Consider the following 19,216-nt stretch of genomic DNA (forward strand, 5'->3'; position numbering starts at 1 on the left):
TTCCGGATAGCTTGTTAAGAAGTAATACTGATGAGATTTTTAAAAATTTATTGGGAAGGAATATGTTTGTTTGTAGTAAGGACTTTAGTCCTTATTTTCAGAACTAAAACCCTGATACAAATACAGATGGTGTAGAGACGCGATATATCGCGTCTGGTACAAAATTTATGTGTATCGTGATTAACGTGAAATGGTATAAGTCCTGGAAAAATTTTAACAGATTCGCGCAAGTCCCCACCCTCAACGTACCCGTAGGGTGGGGATAGGGATCATGATACATAATAAACTTGTAGAGATTGTAAATTTACAAGTTCTACACCGTCTGTATTTGTATCAACTACTTGGCATTCGCTAAAATATTTTCCAGGTCAGATATCTGTACAGCACCAGAAACCTTTTCACTGCTAATAATAAAAGATGGTGTACCAGAAAGCTTTAAATTTTGAGCTAATTCTATATCTTTTTCAATGGCAGTATTAGCAATCTCTCTATCTTGGTTGAATTTTGCTAAATTTAAATTCAGCTTTTTAGCAATATTTACATATAAAGATTCACCTAGTTTATCTTGATTAGTAAATAACTCATCTTGATATTCCCAAAACTTATCCTGTTGTTGTGCTGCCCAAGCTGCTTTTGCAGCTGGCATCGCTTCAGCATGTATTGGAGTTAAAGGATAGTGTTTGTAAACAAATTTAATATCTTTTTGATGCTTTGCTAGCAGTTTTTTTAAAGTTTGATGAGCTTCAGCACAGTAGGGACATTGAAAATCAGAAAACTCTACCAATATAGTTTTTGATTCATTTGAGCCAATTGTGGGAGAATCAGCAATTACTGCTTGAGGATTGGTTTTTAAATCCTCTAAAAATACTTGTCGTACTTTATTTAATTTCTGTTCTTTTTGCTGTTGATAAACCTGAACAGATTCGATAATTACTTCTGGGTGTTTGCGGATAATTTCTAAGACTTGTTCTTCGAGTTGCGGGTTAACGCGGGTAGAAGCTTGCGCTGGTAATGACCAAGCAAGAACCAGACAGAATAGACATAATACTATCAAACTACGGGAATATCGCATAATTTGCCCAACTTCAGGTAAGAATTTACTCATACACTTACTCATTGTGAATGAAATTTTTACATTCTAATATGTCCTGACATGGGTAATACCATTTCACGTTAATAGCGATACATATGAATCTTGTAGAGACGTAGCATTGCTACGTCTCTACACACCTGTATTTGTATCAAGATTTTTGTGAAATGGTATAAGAGCGATCGCATTTACCAATGACAATTGTACAGACGCGTAGACGCTCGTAAGAGCGGCTTCTCGTAAGAGTATGATCGCGTCTCTAATGACCAATGACGACCCTAACTAGACGCGAAATTACCCTGCGGGAACGCTAAAAGCGAACGCGTCTCTACATTTGTGCCGACTTACTTAACCGCGTCAACTAATTCCATAATTTTCTCAAATCGAAAGTTTTCAGCTAAATCGGTGAGGAAATTACTCAGCAAAGATTTGCCAGAAGGAATTTGCTTAACTAACTCTATAATCAAATCATCACTACATTGCGCTGCGGCATAATGCACTTGTGTTAACCACTGAGTTGGCATTTCTGATAATAGAGCAACCATATCAAAGGAATTTAAAATAGTCTCTGTATTTGTTTCGTTTTGTGATATATCTGCTTGATTCTCTTCATGAAAAAGATATTTCACCCCCAGATATTGGGCGAGTTTTTCTAGTAATAATTCTTCACGGAAGGGTTTATTAATAAAATCATCACACCCAGCTGAGATCATCGCCTGTCGTTGTTCCTCAAAAGCATTAGCTGTGAGGGCAATAATGACAGTAGGCGAAACCGCATCTGTTTCCCTCCTTTTAATTTCCCTAGTCGCTTCATAACCATCCATGATCGGCATCCGCATATCCATGAAAATGAGATTAGGTTTCCAGGATTCCCAAACAGAGATGGCTTCTCTACCATTTGTAGCTTCCTTGACTAAAAAGCCGATGGATGTTAGTAATTTTACTAATAGCAAACGACTATCATGAGCATCATCAACTATCAAAATACGGTATTCCGGTTCACCAGGTGCTAAACCAATTACTTGCTGAGAAACAGAAGCAGTGGTTTGAATTTCATCAACAGAAGCGATCGCAATCGGAATATAGAATGAAAATACACTTCCTACCCCCACAGTACTACTGACGTTGATCTCGCCTCCCATCAGCTGCACGTATTTGCGGCTAATTGCTAAACCCAACCCGGTTCCCTGCTGTGATTTTCTTCCTGTTTGAGTTTGTCCAAAAGCTTGAAAAAGTAAGTCAATTTCTTCTGGTAAAATACCAGGCCCAGTGTCGATGACTTCAAAGCAGAGAAGGTGTGTGTTGTGATGAGGTGGTAGGGTGAAATCTTGATCCCCATCTTTGAGCAAAACGCCTAGCTTCACACTACCAGTCTCAGTAAATTTAATGGCATTTCCCAAGACATTAAGTAAAACTTGTCGCAATTTACTAGAGTCGGTTCTCACATATCTGGGAATTTCTGGTGCATATTCAAATACCAGTTCTAAGCCTTTAGCTACAGCACGGATGTCCAACATTTCTTGGAGATTGTCCAACAGACAAATTAAATCGAAGCTAGACAAATTTAATGTGGTTCTACCGGCTTCGATTTTAGACATTTCCAGAATGTCGTTGATTAAATTGAGTAGGTGTTCACCAGCACGATTGATAATTGCTAGGTTCTGTTTGTTTTCATTGGAGAGAGTCCTGTCACGACTCATGACTTGAGTAAAGCCAAGGATTGCATTGAGTGGGGTGCGTAATTCATGACTCATGTTGGCAAGAAATTCACTTTTGGCCAGGTTTGCAGCATCAGCAGCGATCACAGCTTTTTGGAGTGCGCTTGATTGGTGTTGAGTCTGTGTTAGTAATTCTGCTTGCTGTAAAGCAACTCCCAATTGATTGCCAATTTGTACAACAATGTTGATTTCTCCTTTCTTCCAGTGCCGGGTACTAGAATTTTGATAACTAGCTAATAGTCCCCACAGTTGATTGCCACAAAATATCGGCACTGTAATGTAAGCTCTGACTTGAAAGCGTTCTAACAGATTAATATAACAGGGATCAAAACCAGCCTGATAAATATCTGGTACGCATAGGAAACTTGTGCCTCTAGTATATGCACTGCCTTGGGTTTGTTGCAGATAAGTATCAACTACTTGGTTATCTCCGCTACTGAGGGTTTTAACTGTACAGCGTTCGCTTTGGAGACTATTTTCTGTGAGACTTGGTTCATTTTGGTGTTGTTCGATGAGTGATACCCAGCCACCTCCGACGGACTCGGCAACAAATTCCCCACTCCAATCAAAATTAAAGCGATACACCACGACGCGATCGCAGTTCAGTACTTGCCGCAGTTCTTGAGTAGTGGCAGTAAAAATTGTTGCCAAATCCAATGTCTGGCGCATTCTCTGAATCACTTGGGTGATGGCTTTTTCTCTGTCTGCACTTTCGCGCAAGGCATCTTCGGCAAGTTTAAGTTCAGTAATATCTGTGACTGTGCCAATGTATCCTTTAAATTCACCATCATCTTCAAATTCTGGTATGGCTTGACCTATAACCCAAATCACTCTACCGTTGGGATGTACAAAACGATACTCTGAATAAAAAGACTTTCTTGCTGAGATCGTTGCTTTCCATTGGGCAAAGACGCGATCGCGATCATCAATATGGATAATTTCATGCCAGCGCTCGTTCAAATCAGCTTTGGCAGCAAGCCCAGTGATATCGCTAAAACGCTGATTCACATAAAGATACTTGCCTTCATGATCAGTATGAAAAATGCCTACAGGTGAGGCTTCTGCTAAAGTTTGATAACGACGTTGACTCTCTTGCAAAGCTAGTTCAGTGTGTTTACGATCTGTGATTTCTACCACAACTGTACCCACACCACGAGGGCGACTGTCTTCTCCAAAAATGGGGAAGTAAGAAGTCAAAAAATGCCGTATAATGTCGGGCTGGGAGGGTAATACTACACTCACTTCTGTATTGAGAATGGGTTTTGCAGTTTGCAGGACTTGTTCACAAATTGGTACTACAAAAGGAGCAACTTCCGGTACCATATCCCAAAGAGTCTTCCCTATATGCTCGCTTTGGGAATGACCATTAATATTTGCTAGCAGTTCGTTGATCTGCACAAATCGCAATTGCTCATCAAATATATTCATCCCTACAGGAGCGCAGGAGAAAAAAGCATTGAGACGAGCTTCCCGTAACGCTAATTCTCTTTCTAGGGTTTTACGTTCGGTGATGTCTTTGTGTGTACCCGTCATCCGTAGCGGTTCGCCCGATTCGTCACGCTCAAATACCTGAGCGCGAGACTGTATCCATTTCCATTCACCGGATTTAGCACGCAGGCGAAATTCTACTTCATAGGCGGGACTCTCACCCCGCAAATAGGCATCTAGTTCTAATTTAATTGGCTCTACATCATCTGGATGCAGCAGTTGAGTAAAAGCACGGGAATCATCTGAAATTTCCTGTGGTTCGTATCCCAGCATTTTCTTCCATCGCCAGTCGCGATAGACTTTACCAGCTTTGATATTCCAGTCCCATAATCCTAAATCGCTTCCTGCTAGTGCTAGTTGTAGACGTTCTTCGCTTTGACGATGGGCTGCTTCTACCTGTTTACGTTGAATGAGCGCTCCTAATTGAGCTGCGACAGCACCTACTAAACACAGCAAACGGCGATCCAAAGCATGGGAGCTACTTTTAAAAAAGGTCAACACAGCGACTAGTTGATTGTCTGCTAATATTGGAACAGCAAAACCGGCTTTTAATCCGATTTGCGATCGCCCAGATACCCAAGAAGTTTCTTGCTCTCCAGACAATTCGACAAAAGCTGATTCTCTCACTTGCGAAATATCTTCTATCCATTCTGGTTTTTGTTTGCGCCAAACTCGCCTCAGTAGTCTCATCCCTTTTTCAAGTGTGATCACCTGGCTGTATTGGCAAAATTCGTCTAAGTTATTGTGGCGTCCATACCAACCTAACCTATATTCCAAAGCAGTGTTGTTTTCTGTAGGTATCCAAGCTTCACCAAAATTCCAATTGATAGTTGTACAGATTAAACGCAGGACGAGGGCTAAAGCATTGTCTACATCTACAGCGCGACTGATAGCTTGGGTTGTCAGCAACAGCAAACGGCTTTCATTTTCCGCTTGCTTGCGCTCTGTAATATCATGAACTGTACCAAGTAAATATTGTTGTCCGTCGATTTCAATTAGTTCAGCACTAAACAGTGTCGTCTTGATTTCTCCGCTAGCAATACGGAATTCAATTTCATGATTGCGAACTGCTTTTGTCTGGCGCAGAACTTGGGTTAGCATGGCACATTCTTCTTGATTCGCCCAGATATTTAATTGTTGATAGTTGCGGTCAATGATCTGCGAACGAGAATAGCCAAAAAATTTACAAAAGCTATCGTTAACTTCAATGTAGCGGACTTCTGGAAAAGTTGTTAGGGCTATGGGATCGGGAGATGAGCGAAAGGCTGAAGCTAGTTTAGCTTGGGAATGTCGCAAAGCTGCTTCGGCGTTGAGGCGATCGCGAATTTCTTGCTCTAATTCTATCCGGGCTTGTTTTTCCTGTTCTAGTAGTTTGGCTTGGGCGATCGCAATTCCCAATTGAGCAGCAATTGATTCTAATAGTTCAATTTCTTCTAGACTCCAGTTGCGATAGCGATCGCACTGATGTAAACAAACCATCCCATTTGCTTGCCCATTGTAAGAAGTGCGGACTGCGAGTATAGATTTAATATTATATTCCCGACATAATTCTTGAGCATTTTCTAACAGTGGATGGATATAAACATTATTAGCTGCAATAGCTTGATCTTGAGCTAATAATTGTTGAGTGTAGGGATTCCCATTTACAGGTATATTGTAATCGCTGAGGGAGGTACACTCAGGAGCCAAAAATTCTTCTAATATGGGTATTTGAGGAATCGGCAAGTCTACGTAAGTATGAATGAGTGTACGACTAACACCCAAAGCTTCACCTATTTGTTTAATAGCAGTTTTGATAATAATTTGTGTGTCTAATTCCGAACGAATTTTATCTGTAATTTTTCTCAAAAGGTTACTACGTTTTAATTGCTTTTGTAATTCTAAATCTGATTTATATCGTTCGTACGCTATAGAAATTGCTCCGGTGGCTGCTTGCAAAAAAGCGACTTCGGAAGTTTCCCAAAGACGTGATTCTACACAGTTATCAAAACCAATAAAACCTAAAAACTCTCCTTTTGCAATAATTGGCAAAATTAAGATTGAAAATATACCTTGTGGTTCTAAAATCCCTCGTTCTGATGGGGGTAATTCTGCGACGATACCAGAAATAATTTTGCCTTTTGGCAATAAATCAGCCCAGCGAGGAAAATATTCTTGATATGGTAAGTTTTGCAGAATTGGGTTATCAATTTCTGGCTGAATACCCTCACTAGACCACTCAGCCCGTTGACTCATGAGCAAGTTACCATCATCTGCATAATGATTTTCAAATACGTAGACGCGACTTGCCTTGGAAGCAGTCCCAAGAATTGGCATAATATCGTGATAGCATTTGTCGCTGCCATCAAACGACAACAACCGATGCTGCACTTCTAAAAGTGCTGTGAGATACTGTTCACGCAATTTTCGCGCTGCTTCAATGCGTTGACATTCTTGCATTTCCAATAGCAACTGTTCATTTTGTTGTTTAAGTTGCTGTTGGAGTTTTTGGATAGTAATTTGATTTTCTACACGTACTAAAACTTCTTCTACTTCAAAGGGTTTAGTAATGTAATCGACAGCGCCAATTTCAAACCCTTTAACTTTGTCAAAAATATCATTATAGACACTGATAAAAATTACCGGAATATGACAAGTTGTCTTATCTGCTTTAAGTTGTTGACAAACTTCATATCCATCAATATCTGGCATTTTTATATCAAGCAAAATTAGATCCGGTAAAGCCAATTTTGCAACTTCTAATACCATCGAACCTGTAATTAAACTCCGCACAGCATAGCCGTATTGGGACAAAGTAGCAGATAAAGCTTGTAAATGTTCCCAGCAGTCATCAACTACGAGAATGTTTCCTTTGCTTATTTGTTGTGAATTGCTGCTACTCATAATTGGTTTTTAACTGACCAATAATTCCTTGATGGTACAACTTTCTCCCCCTAACCCCCAGCGGTTTAGAAACGCCACCAGGTTTTTTGTAAGTGACTGAGAATACCTATGGCGATCGCTACCATTAACAACAGTAAAATAATTCCTCCAGGGATAAAAGTCAGTATACCAAATCCCCTTAATACCCAAATGGCAATTGTAATACCAAGAATAACACCAATAAGCTGGGTTAATCTGCGATTTAATTTAGAAAAATATTGACTCATATCACTGACCATTCACTCAACAACTGAATTATTAATTATGAAGTATGAAGTATGAAATTAATTTTTGATTTTTCAGCCTACCCTGAGCTTAAATACGGAGTAGCTATTTGCAGGCTCTTACCGCAGTTAGTAGCTTTCCGTTAGGGTACATCCTTCAGACTTCAGTCTTCATCTTAATTTTGGTCATTTTATCCATGAATCAGCAATACTTTCGGCAAATATATATAGCAATCCTAAATTATTCGTGAGAGGCAAGATCCCCGACTTCCCATGAGTTGTCGGGGATCTGGGATTTCGTATTTTCTCACAACTCAATTTGGATTGCTATAGCAGGTTTTCATTATTATAAGTATTTTTGCTTAAAAATTTTCGTAATTAAAGTTACTTAAAATTGATGAAAATTTGACATAATAACCAGAATAAGAACTCTTTCCGGAAATTGTATATATTGATTTGGAACTAGAATTGGTCGAATATACTCAATCAATTGAGGTGATGACAACTTTAAACCAGAATTTGTGTAAAAGTCGAGTTCAGGAAAAAAGGAAACTGCAAGGGCCCAGCAATAGCTCACCTTTAACTTTTTCCAAAAAAGATTGACTTTATTGAGGAGTGAGTGAAACATTATGTCTGCGTCTTATATTTCAGACTCATTTACCACAGGTTTACCAATGACTTGGAGTCAAGACAAGCTACAGAAGATCATACAGGGTGAAATTTTGACAGAAATGGGATCACATACGTCATGGGGCGGTTGTGTCACTGCTTGGATGTATTTACCCTTAGTACGTCAGCAAGTCTTTTCACAAATCACAGATTATCCTCGCTGGGTACAGTATTTTCCCGATATAACTAAAAGTGAGGTTTTGCAAAAACGAGGTGAGGTCAAGCGTCTGTATCAAGCAGCACAAAAAGCCTTCTTATTTTTCACAGCCCATGTGGAAATTTACTTAAGCGTCATAGAAGAATTGGGACAGAGAGTGCAATTTCGTCTAGAAAAAGGTACTTTTCACGACTTCAGCGCCGAATTGCACTTACAAGATTATGCCAACGGCACTTTGCTAACCTATACTGTCAAAGCTACTCCTAACATCCCTATTCCGTCTATTTTTATTCAACAAGCAATGAATTTTGAATTGCCTACAAATATGCGTAAAATGCGACAAGTTATTTGTAATTCTCAGTAATATCAATGACACAGGCACAAGAAATATTAGACTTTTGGTTTGGTAAGGCCGATCAACCCAGTTACGGTAAACCACAAGATTTTTGGTTTAGTAAGAAACCAGAAGTTGATGAAGAATTGCGAACTAGGTTTGTCAAAGATTATCACAAAGCAGCAGAGGGTTACTTAGACGAGTGGATAGAATTTCCGGAATCTTGTCTAGCACTAATTTTGCTACTAGACCAGTTCCCTCGTAATATGTTTCGTGATACTCCAGAAGCTTTTGCTACGGACTGGGAAGCACTTTCAACAGCTCATCATGCTGTTGCTCAAGGCTACGATCAAAAATTGCTACCTGTACAGCGTTGGTTTATTTATTTACCTTTTGAACACAGTGAAAACTTAGAACATCAGCGTCAAGCAGTGAAATTATTTCAACAACTAAGTGACGATCCTGATAGTGCTATTTGTATTGAGTATGCAATTCGTCATATGGAAGTGATTGAACGTTTTGGGCGTTTTCCCCACCGAAATCCAATTTTAGGAAGAACCTCAACCGCAGACGAAAAGGAGTTTTTGCAGCAATCTAGTGCGTGGTTTTAGCTGAAACAGCCATGTTACCTCTCACACAACCAGATCCCCGACTTCTTCAAGGATACAGCTGGCGAATAGGGGGTCAAACCCCTCATTCGCCCACAAATTGGTTGTAGAGACGTAGCATTGCTACGTCTCTACATTTGGTGGAATGACGAAAAATCTCGGTGAGGGGTGACACCCCTGATTCGCCAGCTGTATCTTTTAAAAAGTCAGGGATCTAACCCCTCGCAACCTGTCAAAATTTGCGTGGCGAAGTACTACATTCTTTTTCACCAGAGGTCTAAAAAACATCGCGACATTTGTGGGTAACGTCGTGACGTTTGTGGGTAACGTCGTGACGTTTGTGGGTAACGTCGCGACGTTTGTGGGTAACATCGCGACGTTTGTGGGTAACATCGCGACGTTTGTGGGTAACGTCGCGACGTTTGTGGGTAACGTCGCGCCATTCATAAAGAACATCACGACATTTGTGGCTAACGTCGCGACGTTCTTTATGAATGAAACGACATTCGTCACAAACGTCAAAGCGATTCTGCAAAGTAGGCGCTACGCGATCGCAAATAAATGATAAATTTATCGCGGTTCTTGGTTGAATAAACTTTTAATAAAGCCACGTAGATGAAGAATTTTAATCCCCGTGAGGGGGTGAAGGTAATCTACGACATGAGCAACTGATAGTTACACCTATCCCCTTTCGGGGCGATGCGATCGTAAAGCCTCAATACTGCTGGTAGTGGCATTGTAAACATTAAGTTTCCATCCCCTTTCGGGGCGATGTGATTGTAAAGGTTTTCCAGAACAAAACATTCAAGACCCAACAGTAGGGGTTTCCATCCCCTTTCGGGGCGATGTGATTGTAAAGTTTCCTCACCCTAGCAATGGCAATGGGCAAGAACAAGAGTTTCCATCCCCTTTCGGGGCGATGTGATTGTAAAGCTCCCTATTCAGAATGTTCAACAACTAACTGTAAAAGTTTCCATCCCCTTTCGGGGCGATGTGATTGTAAAGAAAAAATGGAAGTAGGTAATGAAGTTAAAAATATAGTTTCCATCCCCTTTCGGGGCGATGTGATTGTAAAGTTTGTAGAAAAAAGCAGTGGCTATCTATTTGGGGTTTCCATCCCCTTTCGGGGCGATGTGATTGTAAAGTATGAAAACTGGGCATTTGCAATCTTTAGATAAAGAGTTTCCATCCCCTTTCGGGGCGATGTGATTGTAAAGATAATAGTTAACACTAGTAGCCTCTAAAGCTCCACGCCGTTTCCATCCCCTTTCGGGGCGATGTGATTGTAAAGAGTTCAGATCTAGAACGCTTACACAGACCGGGTTCCAGACCCTCTAATCGACGCATCTCTTAATTAGGGAAAAAAAACTCAAAAAAATCATCGATTTTGCAGCCTGGAAACGTTGCTGCATAAGGCATCGACGCATCTCAACGAAGTTATGCGGTTTTCAAGGTTCTGGGGAGATGCGTCGATGAGTTTCAACACATTGAAATTACAGTATATCTGTCACCTCTGTTTGTCAAGTTATTGAGACTGCTTATCTTTTCGGTCAAAGCACTCCTGATTCATGCCACATACAGAGTAAACAATTTGATACTTACAATATAAGATAATAAGAAAAAATATTTGAAAAGGTATTGCAAATAAGAATTATTCGTATTAATATACAAATAAGAGAGGCGTTCCCACGACCAAGTAGACAACGCCTCTCCCACCCAACTATATTCAGTAAGGTCTTATTAAATATGATGCCATAACTGATTCTTTGTCAAACACCCACAAGAGGTTTATTAAATTTAAGTTACGCTCGTCAAATTCGATTTTGCGATCTTCATATCCAAATGTCTTGGCGATTTGTCTGTTTCATTACCTGGAAGAATGGCGACGAGCAAACTTTTGATGGTAAAGACGCGAAAGCTATTGCTCAAGCAGTAAACAAAATTACACAAACTAAATCTTGAGCCAGAAGATCCCCGACTTTTGAAAAGATGCAGCTGGCGAATAGGGGGTCAACCAATTTTGGATTTTGGACTTCGTCGTGAGCGCTCAGTCGAACGATTTACGATTTTGGAATGACGAAAAATCCTCGGTGAGGGGTGTCACCCCTGATTCGCCAGATGTATCCTTCAAGAAGTCGGGGATTTTGTTCGCTCTTTTAGCTTTTCCGTAAATACGCTGATTCTCTAATTTCCTCTTCAGATAAATTCAGCAAAAACACTCTTACGCAAATTTACGCTCTGATCAAAACTTAAATTATCCAGTTTTATTAGGGTAAATTCTATGACAAACCCTGCAAGGACGGTAATCCGAGTCAATCTGGAGATGGCAAAAGGGGTCGCTCTGGAGTGGGAGCAAGCTTCATACGAAGAACTAAGTGCGTATTGCTTGGAGATTTTGAGGGAGATAGGATGTCCCAGTACCGAACTCCCAGAAAACTTGCAAACTCGTGATCAACAGCTCAATTTCATCACAGGATTTGCATCCTATGCTTTTGGGGAGGTGCTAAATGTCTACACTAATTGAAGATACTTTTGATGAGCCAGAACAGGTAAAAGAGACTACATTACCTGCAACCGATGAAGATTTATTGAAGTTAATCGAAAAATTTTCCGGGTTTGAAACCCCCACCAAAGTTGTCTTACAAGCTATAGCTATTGCTACTTACGATTGTGCATCTGCTTTTCGCTACGCTGACAATTATTTGAACATCCTCAAAAATAAAAAGCAACGGAAAAAGTTAATTTTACAAGAGTCCGCACCTGAGTTTTACTTCAATCCCAAATACGTAGATTTTCGGGATTAGGTTTGTAGTAAGCACTTTAGTGCTTGAATATCAGAAGACTAAAGTCCTGACTACAAACGCATTTACTTTTCTGGAAACTTGCGTTCTCTGACTTCAAAACTATAATCTTGCACAGCTTGAGTTATCGTTTCGCGCAAGTTTGCATACATTTTGGCAAAGGGCGGCTGTTTTTCCGACAGTCCGAGTACATCAGATGTGACTAATACCTGTCCATCACAATGGACACCTGCACCAATACCAACCGTAGGAATACTGAGTTTTTGAGTAATATCCAATGCTAAGTCACTGGGGATATGCTCTAAAACTATAGAAAACACACCCGCTTGTTCTAAAGCGATCGCTTCTTGTAAAATTCGTTCCCTATCTGTCTCGGTTTTTCCTTGTTGGCGCAAACCAATTTGATGGAATGATTGCGGCGTCAAACCCACATGACCCATCACCGGAATTCCGGCTTGCACCAGATGAGCAATAGTGTCTACCATCGCCGGATAACCACCTTCGAGTTTGACAGCTTGTCCTCCCGCTTCTTTCAGCGCCAGTCCAGCAGAGTGCATAGCTTGTCGAACACTTTCTTGATACGTCAAAAACGGTAAATCTACGACCATCAAAGCATGTTTCACCCCACGTCGTACAGCTTTGGCATGGTGGAGTGTTTCTTCTAGGGTAAGAGGTAGTGTTGTCTCATACCCTAATACTACTGACATCGAATCACCCACCAAGATTAAATCTACACCAGCAGCATCTAAAAGTTGAGCGATCGCATAATCCCAAGCAGTTAACGCCACAATTTGGCGTCCCTGTTGTTTGTATTGAATTAATTGTCGGGTAGTGATTGCCATTTTGGGAACGGGGATAGGGGATAGGGGATCGGGGATCGGGGATCGGGGGACAAAGGAGACAAGGAGGACAAGGGGGACTTATCAGTTATCAGTTATCAGTTATCAAATTAAACTCCTCACTGTTAACTGTTAACTGTTAACTGTTAACTGATTCATGCCCAATCCCTACTTCACCGCGCGAGTAAAAGCAAGATGGGGTTTTGCAGTTGTCATTTTTGGCATTAACCAAGCTAAACCCTCGGTCGTACCAATCCACAATTTATTACCAACATCGGGAGCAAGGGCAAGTACACGACTAGAAGGAAGTCCAGGAACTTCATCTAGTACAGCACCAGTATTAGGATTCAATCGTAGCAAACCATTGTTGGTGCCGACCCACACACTGCCATCTTTAGCAAAACGTATTGATTTCACGTCACGTCCCCGCAAACGAGTGACTGACCGCAATATAGCACCAGTTTTTGGATTAATCACTAGCAAATTATTTGGCATTCCTGCCCAAATTAAACCATCAGGACTTGTAGCTAAAGCTTGTACTGTTGTACCTGGTAAATTCTCGATTCGCTTCAGAATAAAAGCATTGGTGGTATTAACTCGTACTATTCCATCCAGTGTCCCTACCCAAAGTTGACCTTCTACGTCTAAAGTTAAGGCGTTAGCGCTAACACCAGGTAAATTTTTTAACGTGGTCATAATTAAGCCTTGGTCGGGACTAATTAAGGATAAGCCATTGTCTGTCCCCACCCATAAATAACCGCGTTTGTCAACTAACAAAGATAAAACTCGCTTGGAAGGCAAAAATAAATTTTGGGCTGTAATTTCGTGACTGCGGGGGTCTACTCGCTTTAATCCTTCATAGGTTCCTACCCACAAACGCCCGACTTTATCTTGGGCTAAAGCGGCAATAGCAGTATTTGGTAAACTGACACGAGCTAATATTTTGCCTGTGTTGGGGTCAATTCGAGATAATCCGCGCCAAGAAGCTACCCAGAGATTGCCAGTATAATCTGCTTGCAATGCACTGACGCGATAATCAGTTTCTTGGACATTTTCAATTAAATTTCGATCATCAGGTAAGGGGTCTACTCTTGCTGGTGGCGCGCTTGCTGGGTAAGAAGGAGTGAGTTCAGACGGATCAACATTTAGAATTTTGGGCGTGGGAGTATGATTATTTTCTGTTGGATTTGCGAGAACTACAGTATCCAAACTGGGCAGGGCTAATAAACCTAACAATATATAATTTATTGATATACCACTAAATTTGCAAACTGCGATCGCATTCGTTTTGCAGACAGTCTCTTTCATCACTTCACACTGAAAGGTTTAAGGATAAGTTCAGTGTTCCCCACCAGGATGAACTGTTATCAGACATCCAATTTTGGATTTTGGATTTTGGATTTATTCCCAGAATTTATTCGCTTTAAAATCTGGAATAATCCATCAAGCTGCTGTATATACTCGTAAGTAAACACTTGGCAAACAAACCTATGATAGTTGAGTGGTTCATGACTTGGGTAGCAGGAAAAGCCTTTGGATTTCTCGTCAAGACTATTATCAGTGAAGAATTTGTCAAAGATTTAATCAAAGATTACGCTAAAGATTTCTTCAAATTTGTCTTTAATAATGCTGTAACCATACCCTTTCAACAAGAACCGCTTCAGAAAGCAGAAATCAGGGCGCTAGCAGAATTTTTGCAACTGGTACAGCAAGATTTAGAAGATAGTGATCTTTCAGAAGATGAAGTCAAAAAATACACGCAACCATTAAATAAATTTCTGAAAAATCAAGAAGTTAAACAAATCTTAGGAAATGCCTTTAATGATGATAACCAAGCTGTAGACACAAAGAGATTACAAACACTTTGGTATGAAATTAATTCCTCATGCTCCTTAATAAATAATTTTAAGTGGAAAAGGATTGGTAGAGAATATGGGCAAAAAGTTAAAGAGATTATTATAGAAATTCCCGAACTTCGAGAGATTCTTGATTCTAAAAATCTGGATAAAATCAGAGAAAATACCACAGAGATTGCTGGAGTTATTCCTAAATTTGATTTAGAAAAATATCAAGAAGCAATTCGGGAGTGCTACGGCAATCTAAAATTAGATAGTTTAGATACGAGCGGTTACGCCTATAACGAACTAAAGTTATGGCGTATGTTTATCGCTCAAAATGTGCGAGAGGTTCACCAAGTTTTACCCCAAGTTTACGAACTACCCAAAGAACATGTAAGAAGATTGCAAGAAACTAACCAAATAGAACCAGAAGTTGAATTAGAAGAATTAGAACGTCATAAACGAGTTTATTTTGAACAACCGATACGCTCAGTATTAGATATTGTTAATCATAAACAGACTTATAAATATCTCGTAATTTTGGGTGATCCTGGTTCGGGCAAGTCTACATTATTGCAATATTTAGCTTTGAATTGGGCAGAGTCACCCCTTGATAATGTTATCTCGCTGCCGATTCCTTTGTTGATTGAGTTACGCACTTATGTACGATGGCGGGATAATAAACAGAAGCAGGGTTTTTTGGACTTTTTCCATCAAGGTAGCGGTGCAATTTCTCATCTCAATCAGCATCAATTGCATGAACAGTTAAATACTGGTAATGCTGTAGTGATGTTTGATGGTTTAGATGAAGTATTTGATCCTGGTAAGCGAGAGGATGTAATTACTGATATTCATCGCTTCACTAATGAATATCCACATGTGCAGGTAATTGTTACTTCTCGCGTGATTGGCTACAAAGCGCAACGTTTGCGAGATGCTGAGTTTCGCCACTTCATGCTACAAGATTTGGAAGAAGAACAAATTCAGGATTTTATCAACCGTTGGCATAAGTTAAATTTTAAAGATGCGGCTGATGGAGAGAGAAAAAAACAGCGCTTGCAAATCGGTATTCATAATTCAAAAGCCATTACCGAACTAGCAGGAAATCCCTTGTTGTTAACCATGATGGCAATTTTAAATCGTAACCAAGAATTGCCTAGAGATAGAGCCACACTTTATGAACAAGCATCAAAGGTACTGCTGCATCAATGGGATGTGGAACGCGCATTGGTGGAAAATAAACGGTTAGATCCAAAAACTATTGATTATAAAGATAAACAAGCAATGCTGCGCCAAGTTGCTTGTCATATGCAAACCAGTGAGAAAGGTTTGGCTGGTAATTTTATTAGTGCAGATGATTTAGAAAAGATTCTGATTGGCTATTTAAAAAGTATCGAAGTTAGTCAGCCGAGAGAAGTGGCGAAGCTGATGATCAATCAACTCAGAACTCGCAACTTTATGTTGTGTTTTCTGGGTGCAGATTGTTATGCTTTTGTGCATCGGACTTTTTTAGAATATTTCTGTGCTTGGGAGTTTGTTTGGCAATTTAAAGAAACACAAACGCTGAAAATTGAGCAACTAAAAACAGAAGTTTTTGGCAAACACTGGCGAGATGAGAATTGGCATGAGGTTTTAAGACTAATTGCGGGAATGATTGATGCCAAATTTGTCGGCGAAATCATTGAGTATTTAATGAATCTCAATGGTGAAGATGAGCAATTCATCAATATATTTTTAGCAGCTAAGTGTTTTCTAGAAGTCAGAAATCCTGTGGCTATTCAGTCAATAGTCGATAAATTGCTTAACAAGTTAAAAAATTTAACTAAATATGACCTCCCTTACTATTACACAGATACAAATTTCGAGGAAAAAAGCTTTGTTATTAAAATTCGTACTCAAGCAGTGACAACAATTGCCACGACTTGGCAAGATGACCGCAATATCTTAAACTGGCTCAAAACTTGTGCTACTGCTGATCAATATTATGATGTGCGAGGTGCAGCCGTTCAAGCTTTAGCCAGCAACTTCAACGATGAGGATACTAAAGACATTCTCAAAACTCGTGCTACTGATGATCAAGATTATTTTGTGCGACGTGCAGCTGTTCAAGCTTTAGCCAGCAACTTCAAGGWYSMKKAYWMYWWARWCTKSCTCAAAACTYGTGCTACTGCTGATCAASATKAKGATGTGCGAMGTGCAGCCGTTCAAGCTTTAGCCAGCAACTTCAAGGATGAGGATACTAAAGCCTTCCTCAAAACTTGTGCTACTGCTGATCAAGATTATTTTGTGCGAGGTGCAGCTGTTCAAGCTTTAGCTCGCAACTTCAAGGATGAGGATACTAAAGACTTCCTCAAAACTTGTGCTACTGATGATCAAGATGAGGATGTGCGACGTGCAGCCATTCAAGCTTTAGGCAAATACTTCAGATATCAGCTAGAGTTGTTTGAAATTTACCACAACTGTGCTGTCAATGATTCCTTTGAGGGTAGTCATGACGAGTACAACCCCAACCCTCGGCGTATTGCACTGGAGATCATCGTCAAGCAATTTCCTGAGAATGACCAGACTTTACCACTTTTGCGCGACAGAGCAGAGAATGATCCAGATCAGAAAGTGCAGGAGTATGCTCAGAAGAAGTTGGCAGAATTAGAAGTGTGAGGAAGTGAGAATGTAAGCTGAGTATATGCTCAAGTAAATATTTTGAATTTTGAATTCGGAGCGAAGCGACGTGACCACATCTGTAAATACAACCAAAGTATACGACGAAATTATAGATTTCATTGCTGCTGGAACTACTCCCCAAAGTGTTATAGATTTTAAACTCTCAAATACAGCACAGGAGCGTTTAGAAGATTTAGTTTACAAACACAAAATGGGAGAACTAACACCACAAGAAAGAAAAGAATTAGACCATTTCCTCACGTTGGAACATATAATGACATTGGCAAAAGCACGAGCTTATAAGTATATTAATGCCGAGTAATTATTCAGAATGCCCCGACCTTATATTAATGAAGAACTTCGCCGTTTAGTTGCAAGTCGTGCTAATTATTTGTGTGAATACTGCCTAGTTGCTGAAGCTGACAGGTCTTCGACTTATCAAGTTGACCATATAATTAGCGTCAAACATGGTGGTTCGACGACAACTGATAATCTTTGTTACGCCTGTATTTATTGCAATTTGCAAAAAGGGACGGATTTAGGCTCAATTAATTGGCGCACTGGAGAACTTGTGAGGTTTTTCAATCCACGTAGAGACTTTTGGGGAGAGCATTTTCGACTAGATGAAGCTGTGATTCAACCACTTACAGATATTGCAGAGGTGACAGCACGCATCTTGGATTTTAACAACGAAGAACGAATCTTAGAACGGCGGGCGTTGATGGAAGTTGGTAGATATCCATCAGTGTTAGCGCTAAAACGTGTGACTAAGCAGACGGAAGAATAAAAGATGGGAGCATCCCCAATACGGTTCGGTTAAGAATTTTTCGTCATGATTTGGGCATGTAGAGACGTGCCATGGCACGTCTCTACAGGGTTTAGATACCAATCGATTTGTCTTATCCGAACCGTATTGGGAGCATCCCAAATGTTCAAAAAACTCATAGTTCAAGTCTGCTGAAGCAGACTATTTGATTGATTAGAGTCGTATGAAGACGACTTGTGCTATTAGCTAAGTTTAAATCCTTAGCTTGTTGGTGCTAAGGCTCCTCAATTGTGATCAAAATTACCACAAAATGTGCGATCGCATTTACCAATGGGAATCATATCAAATAGCAAAATATGCTACTCGATTTCCATTACTACTAGGTAAATATACAATGGCTTATCAAAATATCACGGCCTCCGTTTCTCCCGAAGATATCCAACAAATCAAAGCAGCGCTACAAACAATCCGACAAAAGCTACCGTTTCTGATTACTCTCAGCACAGAAGAACGACGTAAGTTAGTGAAAATGGGTGATAAAAGCCTAGCCTTTGTGAGTAATAGCGTCACTGCTGCTCAATCTAACTCCAACATTTTGCCATCTAGTTTTGACGTTGAAGAATTTGTCCGAGATTATCAATTAGCTATCATCCTCAACGAATTGTTAATCTCTATGCAACAAATCACCGAACAGGTAGATGATACTCTATTGGCAGTCGGAAGTGAAGCCATGACCAGCAGTTTAACAGTTTACGATTACGTCAAGACTGCTGCGAAAAACACTCCAGGGTTAAAGATTTTGGCTGAACAATTGGGAGAACGGTTTAAAGCAATCAGAGGTAAATCAGCTAAAGCTGTTTCTAGTTTGGAGTAAATTACAGAGCTTCTTTTGAGCCGAGCTTTGAGTTGTGAATATTGAGAAAGCGAGATCCCCGACTTTTTTAAAAAGTCGGGGATCTTGTTGTTTATGAATGATTTAGGAGTGCATAGGACTTCAGCACAAGTTTGTAGAACTGAGTGTTTGAACTCCGTCGTCGAGTGTTTGAACTCCGTCGTTGAGTGTTTGATACTCGTCGTTGAGTGTTTGATACTCGTCGTTGA

At 40.1% G+C, this 19,216-nt stretch carries 13 protein-coding genes, 1 pseudogene and 1 CRISPR repeat array; of the genes and pseudogenes, 9 read left to right on the forward strand and 5 right to left on the reverse strand.

What is annotated here, in order from left to right; translation table 11 throughout:
- Positions 1 to 337: 337 nt before the first annotated feature.
- From B4U84_RS13280 to B4U84_RS13290, 3 genes are all read right to left on the reverse strand, one after another.
- Entirely contained in the window at positions 338 to 1,105 is a 768-nt protein-coding gene (locus B4U84_RS13280) for a DsbA family protein (protein WP_131118430.1), read from the reverse strand.
- 329 nt (positions 1,106 to 1,434) lie between these two features.
- Positions 1,435 to 7,179: a PAS domain S-box protein gene (locus B4U84_RS13285; protein ID WP_131118432.1), complete on the reverse strand. Its 5,745-nt coding sequence runs from the start codon at positions 7,177 to 7,179 to the stop codon at positions 1,435 to 1,437.
- A gap of 65 nt (positions 7,180 to 7,244) precedes the next feature.
- Complete coding sequence (locus B4U84_RS13290; RefSeq protein WP_026082111.1) at positions 7,245 to 7,445, reverse strand: hypothetical protein; 201 nt, start codon at positions 7,443 to 7,445, stop codon at positions 7,245 to 7,247.
- A 626-nt stretch (positions 7,446 to 8,071) separates the two neighbouring features.
- Between B4U84_RS13290 and B4U84_RS13295 the strand changes: the two genes are divergently transcribed.
- From B4U84_RS13295 to B4U84_RS13320, 5 genes are all read left to right on the forward strand, one after another.
- Complete coding sequence (locus B4U84_RS13295) at positions 8,072 to 8,632, forward strand: SRPBCC family protein (protein WP_044452461.1); 561 nt, start codon at positions 8,072 to 8,074, stop codon at positions 8,630 to 8,632.
- A 5-nt stretch (positions 8,633 to 8,637) separates the two neighbouring features.
- The gene (locus B4U84_RS13300; protein WP_131118434.1) at positions 8,638 to 9,213 is read left to right on the forward strand and encodes a DUF924 family protein; all 576 of its coding nucleotides are present in this window, start codon (positions 8,638 to 8,640) and stop codon (positions 9,211 to 9,213) included.
- A gap of 295 nt (positions 9,214 to 9,508) precedes the next feature.
- Entirely contained in the window at positions 9,509 to 9,775 is a 267-nt protein-coding gene (locus B4U84_RS13305; RefSeq protein ID WP_165490282.1) for a hypothetical protein, read from the forward strand.
- 112 nt (positions 9,776 to 9,887) lie between these two features.
- Positions 9,888 to 10,501: a CRISPR direct-repeat array (repeat unit 36 nt; unit sequence GTTTCCATCCCCTTTCGGGGCGATGTGATTGTAAAG).
- Positions 10,502 to 11,491: 990 nt separating this feature from the next.
- Positions 11,492 to 11,734 carry a hypothetical protein gene (locus B4U84_RS13315; protein WP_131118436.1) on the forward strand — a complete coding sequence of 81 codons (243 nt, stop codon included), beginning with the start codon at positions 11,492 to 11,494 and terminating at the stop codon, positions 11,732 to 11,734.
- The gene (locus B4U84_RS13320; RefSeq protein ID WP_131118438.1) at positions 11,718 to 12,014 is read left to right on the forward strand and encodes a hypothetical protein; all 297 of its coding nucleotides are present in this window, start codon (positions 11,718 to 11,720) and stop codon (positions 12,012 to 12,014) included. The genes B4U84_RS13315 and B4U84_RS13320 overlap by 17 nt, the downstream gene beginning before the upstream one ends.
- 62 nt (positions 12,015 to 12,076) lie before the next feature.
- On the opposite strand, the gene panB is transcribed toward B4U84_RS13320, so the two are convergent.
- Together panB and B4U84_RS13330 are read right to left on the reverse strand one after the other, a co-directional pair.
- The gene (gene panB, locus B4U84_RS13325; protein ID WP_131118440.1) at positions 12,077 to 12,853 is read right to left on the reverse strand and encodes a 3-methyl-2-oxobutanoate hydroxymethyltransferase; all 777 of its coding nucleotides are present in this window, start codon (positions 12,851 to 12,853) and stop codon (positions 12,077 to 12,079) included.
- A 165-nt stretch (positions 12,854 to 13,018) separates the two neighbouring features.
- On the reverse strand, positions 13,019 to 14,158 hold the full coding sequence (locus tag B4U84_RS13330; RefSeq protein ID WP_131118441.1) for a ligand-binding sensor domain-containing protein: 1,140 nt from the start codon (positions 14,156 to 14,158) through the stop codon (positions 13,019 to 13,021).
- Positions 14,159 to 14,340: 182 nt separating this feature from the next.
- Here B4U84_RS13330 and B4U84_RS13335 point away from each other — a divergent pair.
- The 4 genes and pseudogenes from B4U84_RS13335 (at position 14,341) to B4U84_RS13350 (ending at position 18,989) form a co-directional block, all read left to right on the forward strand.
- Positions 14,341 to 17,346, forward strand: a pseudogene (locus tag B4U84_RS13335) (HEAT repeat domain-containing protein).
- A gap of 70 nt (positions 17,347 to 17,416) precedes the next feature.
- Positions 17,417 to 17,671 carry a hypothetical protein gene (locus tag B4U84_RS13340; RefSeq protein WP_017312826.1) on the forward strand — a complete coding sequence of 85 codons (255 nt, stop codon included), beginning with the start codon at positions 17,417 to 17,419 and terminating at the stop codon, positions 17,669 to 17,671.
- Positions 17,672 to 17,680: 9 nt separating this feature from the next.
- On the forward strand, positions 17,681 to 18,136 hold the full coding sequence (locus tag B4U84_RS13345; protein WP_017312825.1) for an HNH endonuclease: 456 nt from the start codon (positions 17,681 to 17,683) through the stop codon (positions 18,134 to 18,136).
- Positions 18,137 to 18,509: 373 nt separating this feature from the next.
- Positions 18,510 to 18,989, forward strand: coding sequence for a hypothetical protein (locus B4U84_RS13350; RefSeq protein ID WP_131118948.1), 480 nt, complete (start codon positions 18,510 to 18,512; stop codon positions 18,987 to 18,989).
- Positions 18,990 to 19,216 lie beyond the last annotated feature (227 nt).

This window comes from Westiellopsis prolifica IICB1 (assembly GCF_004323185.1).
GTDB classification, from domain to species: domain Bacteria; phylum Cyanobacteriota; class Cyanobacteriia; order Cyanobacteriales; family Nostocaceae; genus Pelatocladus; species Pelatocladus prolificus_A.

What these genes read in the sequence shown, in the direction of transcription:
- B4U84_RS13280 (WP_131118430.1), bottom strand. Translation starts at nt 1,105, where the DNA reads ATGAGTAAATTCTTACCTGAAGTTGGGCAAATTATGCGATATTCCCGT.
- B4U84_RS13285 (WP_131118432.1), bottom strand. Translation starts at nt 7,179, where the DNA reads ATGAGTAGCAGCAATTCACAACAAATAAGCAAAGGAAACATTCTCGTA.
- B4U84_RS13290 (WP_026082111.1), bottom strand. Translation starts at nt 7,445, where the DNA reads ATGAGTCAATATTTTTCTAAATTAAATCGCAGATTAACCCAGCTTATT.
- B4U84_RS13295 (WP_044452461.1), top strand. Translation starts at nt 8,072, where the DNA reads ATGTCTGCGTCTTATATTTCAGACTCATTTACCACAGGTTTACCAATG.
- B4U84_RS13300 (WP_131118434.1), top strand. Translation starts at nt 8,638, where the DNA reads ATGACACAGGCACAAGAAATATTAGACTTTTGGTTTGGTAAGGCCGAT.
- B4U84_RS13315 (WP_131118436.1), top strand. Translation starts at nt 11,492, where the DNA reads ATGACAAACCCTGCAAGGACGGTAATCCGAGTCAATCTGGAGATGGCA.
- B4U84_RS13320 (WP_131118438.1), top strand. Translation starts at nt 11,718, where the DNA reads ATGTCTACACTAATTGAAGATACTTTTGATGAGCCAGAACAGGTAAAA.
- panB (WP_131118440.1), bottom strand. Translation starts at nt 12,853, where the DNA reads ATGGCAATCACTACCCGACAATTAATTCAATACAAACAACAGGGACGC.
- B4U84_RS13330 (WP_131118441.1), bottom strand. Translation starts at nt 14,158, where the DNA reads ATGAAAGAGACTGTCTGCAAAACGAATGCGATCGCAGTTTGCAAATTT.
- B4U84_RS13345 (WP_017312825.1), top strand. Translation starts at nt 17,681, where the DNA reads ATGCCCCGACCTTATATTAATGAAGAACTTCGCCGTTTAGTTGCAAGT.
- B4U84_RS13350 (WP_131118948.1), top strand. Translation starts at nt 18,510, where the DNA reads ATGGCTTATCAAAATATCACGGCCTCCGTTTCTCCCGAAGATATCCAA.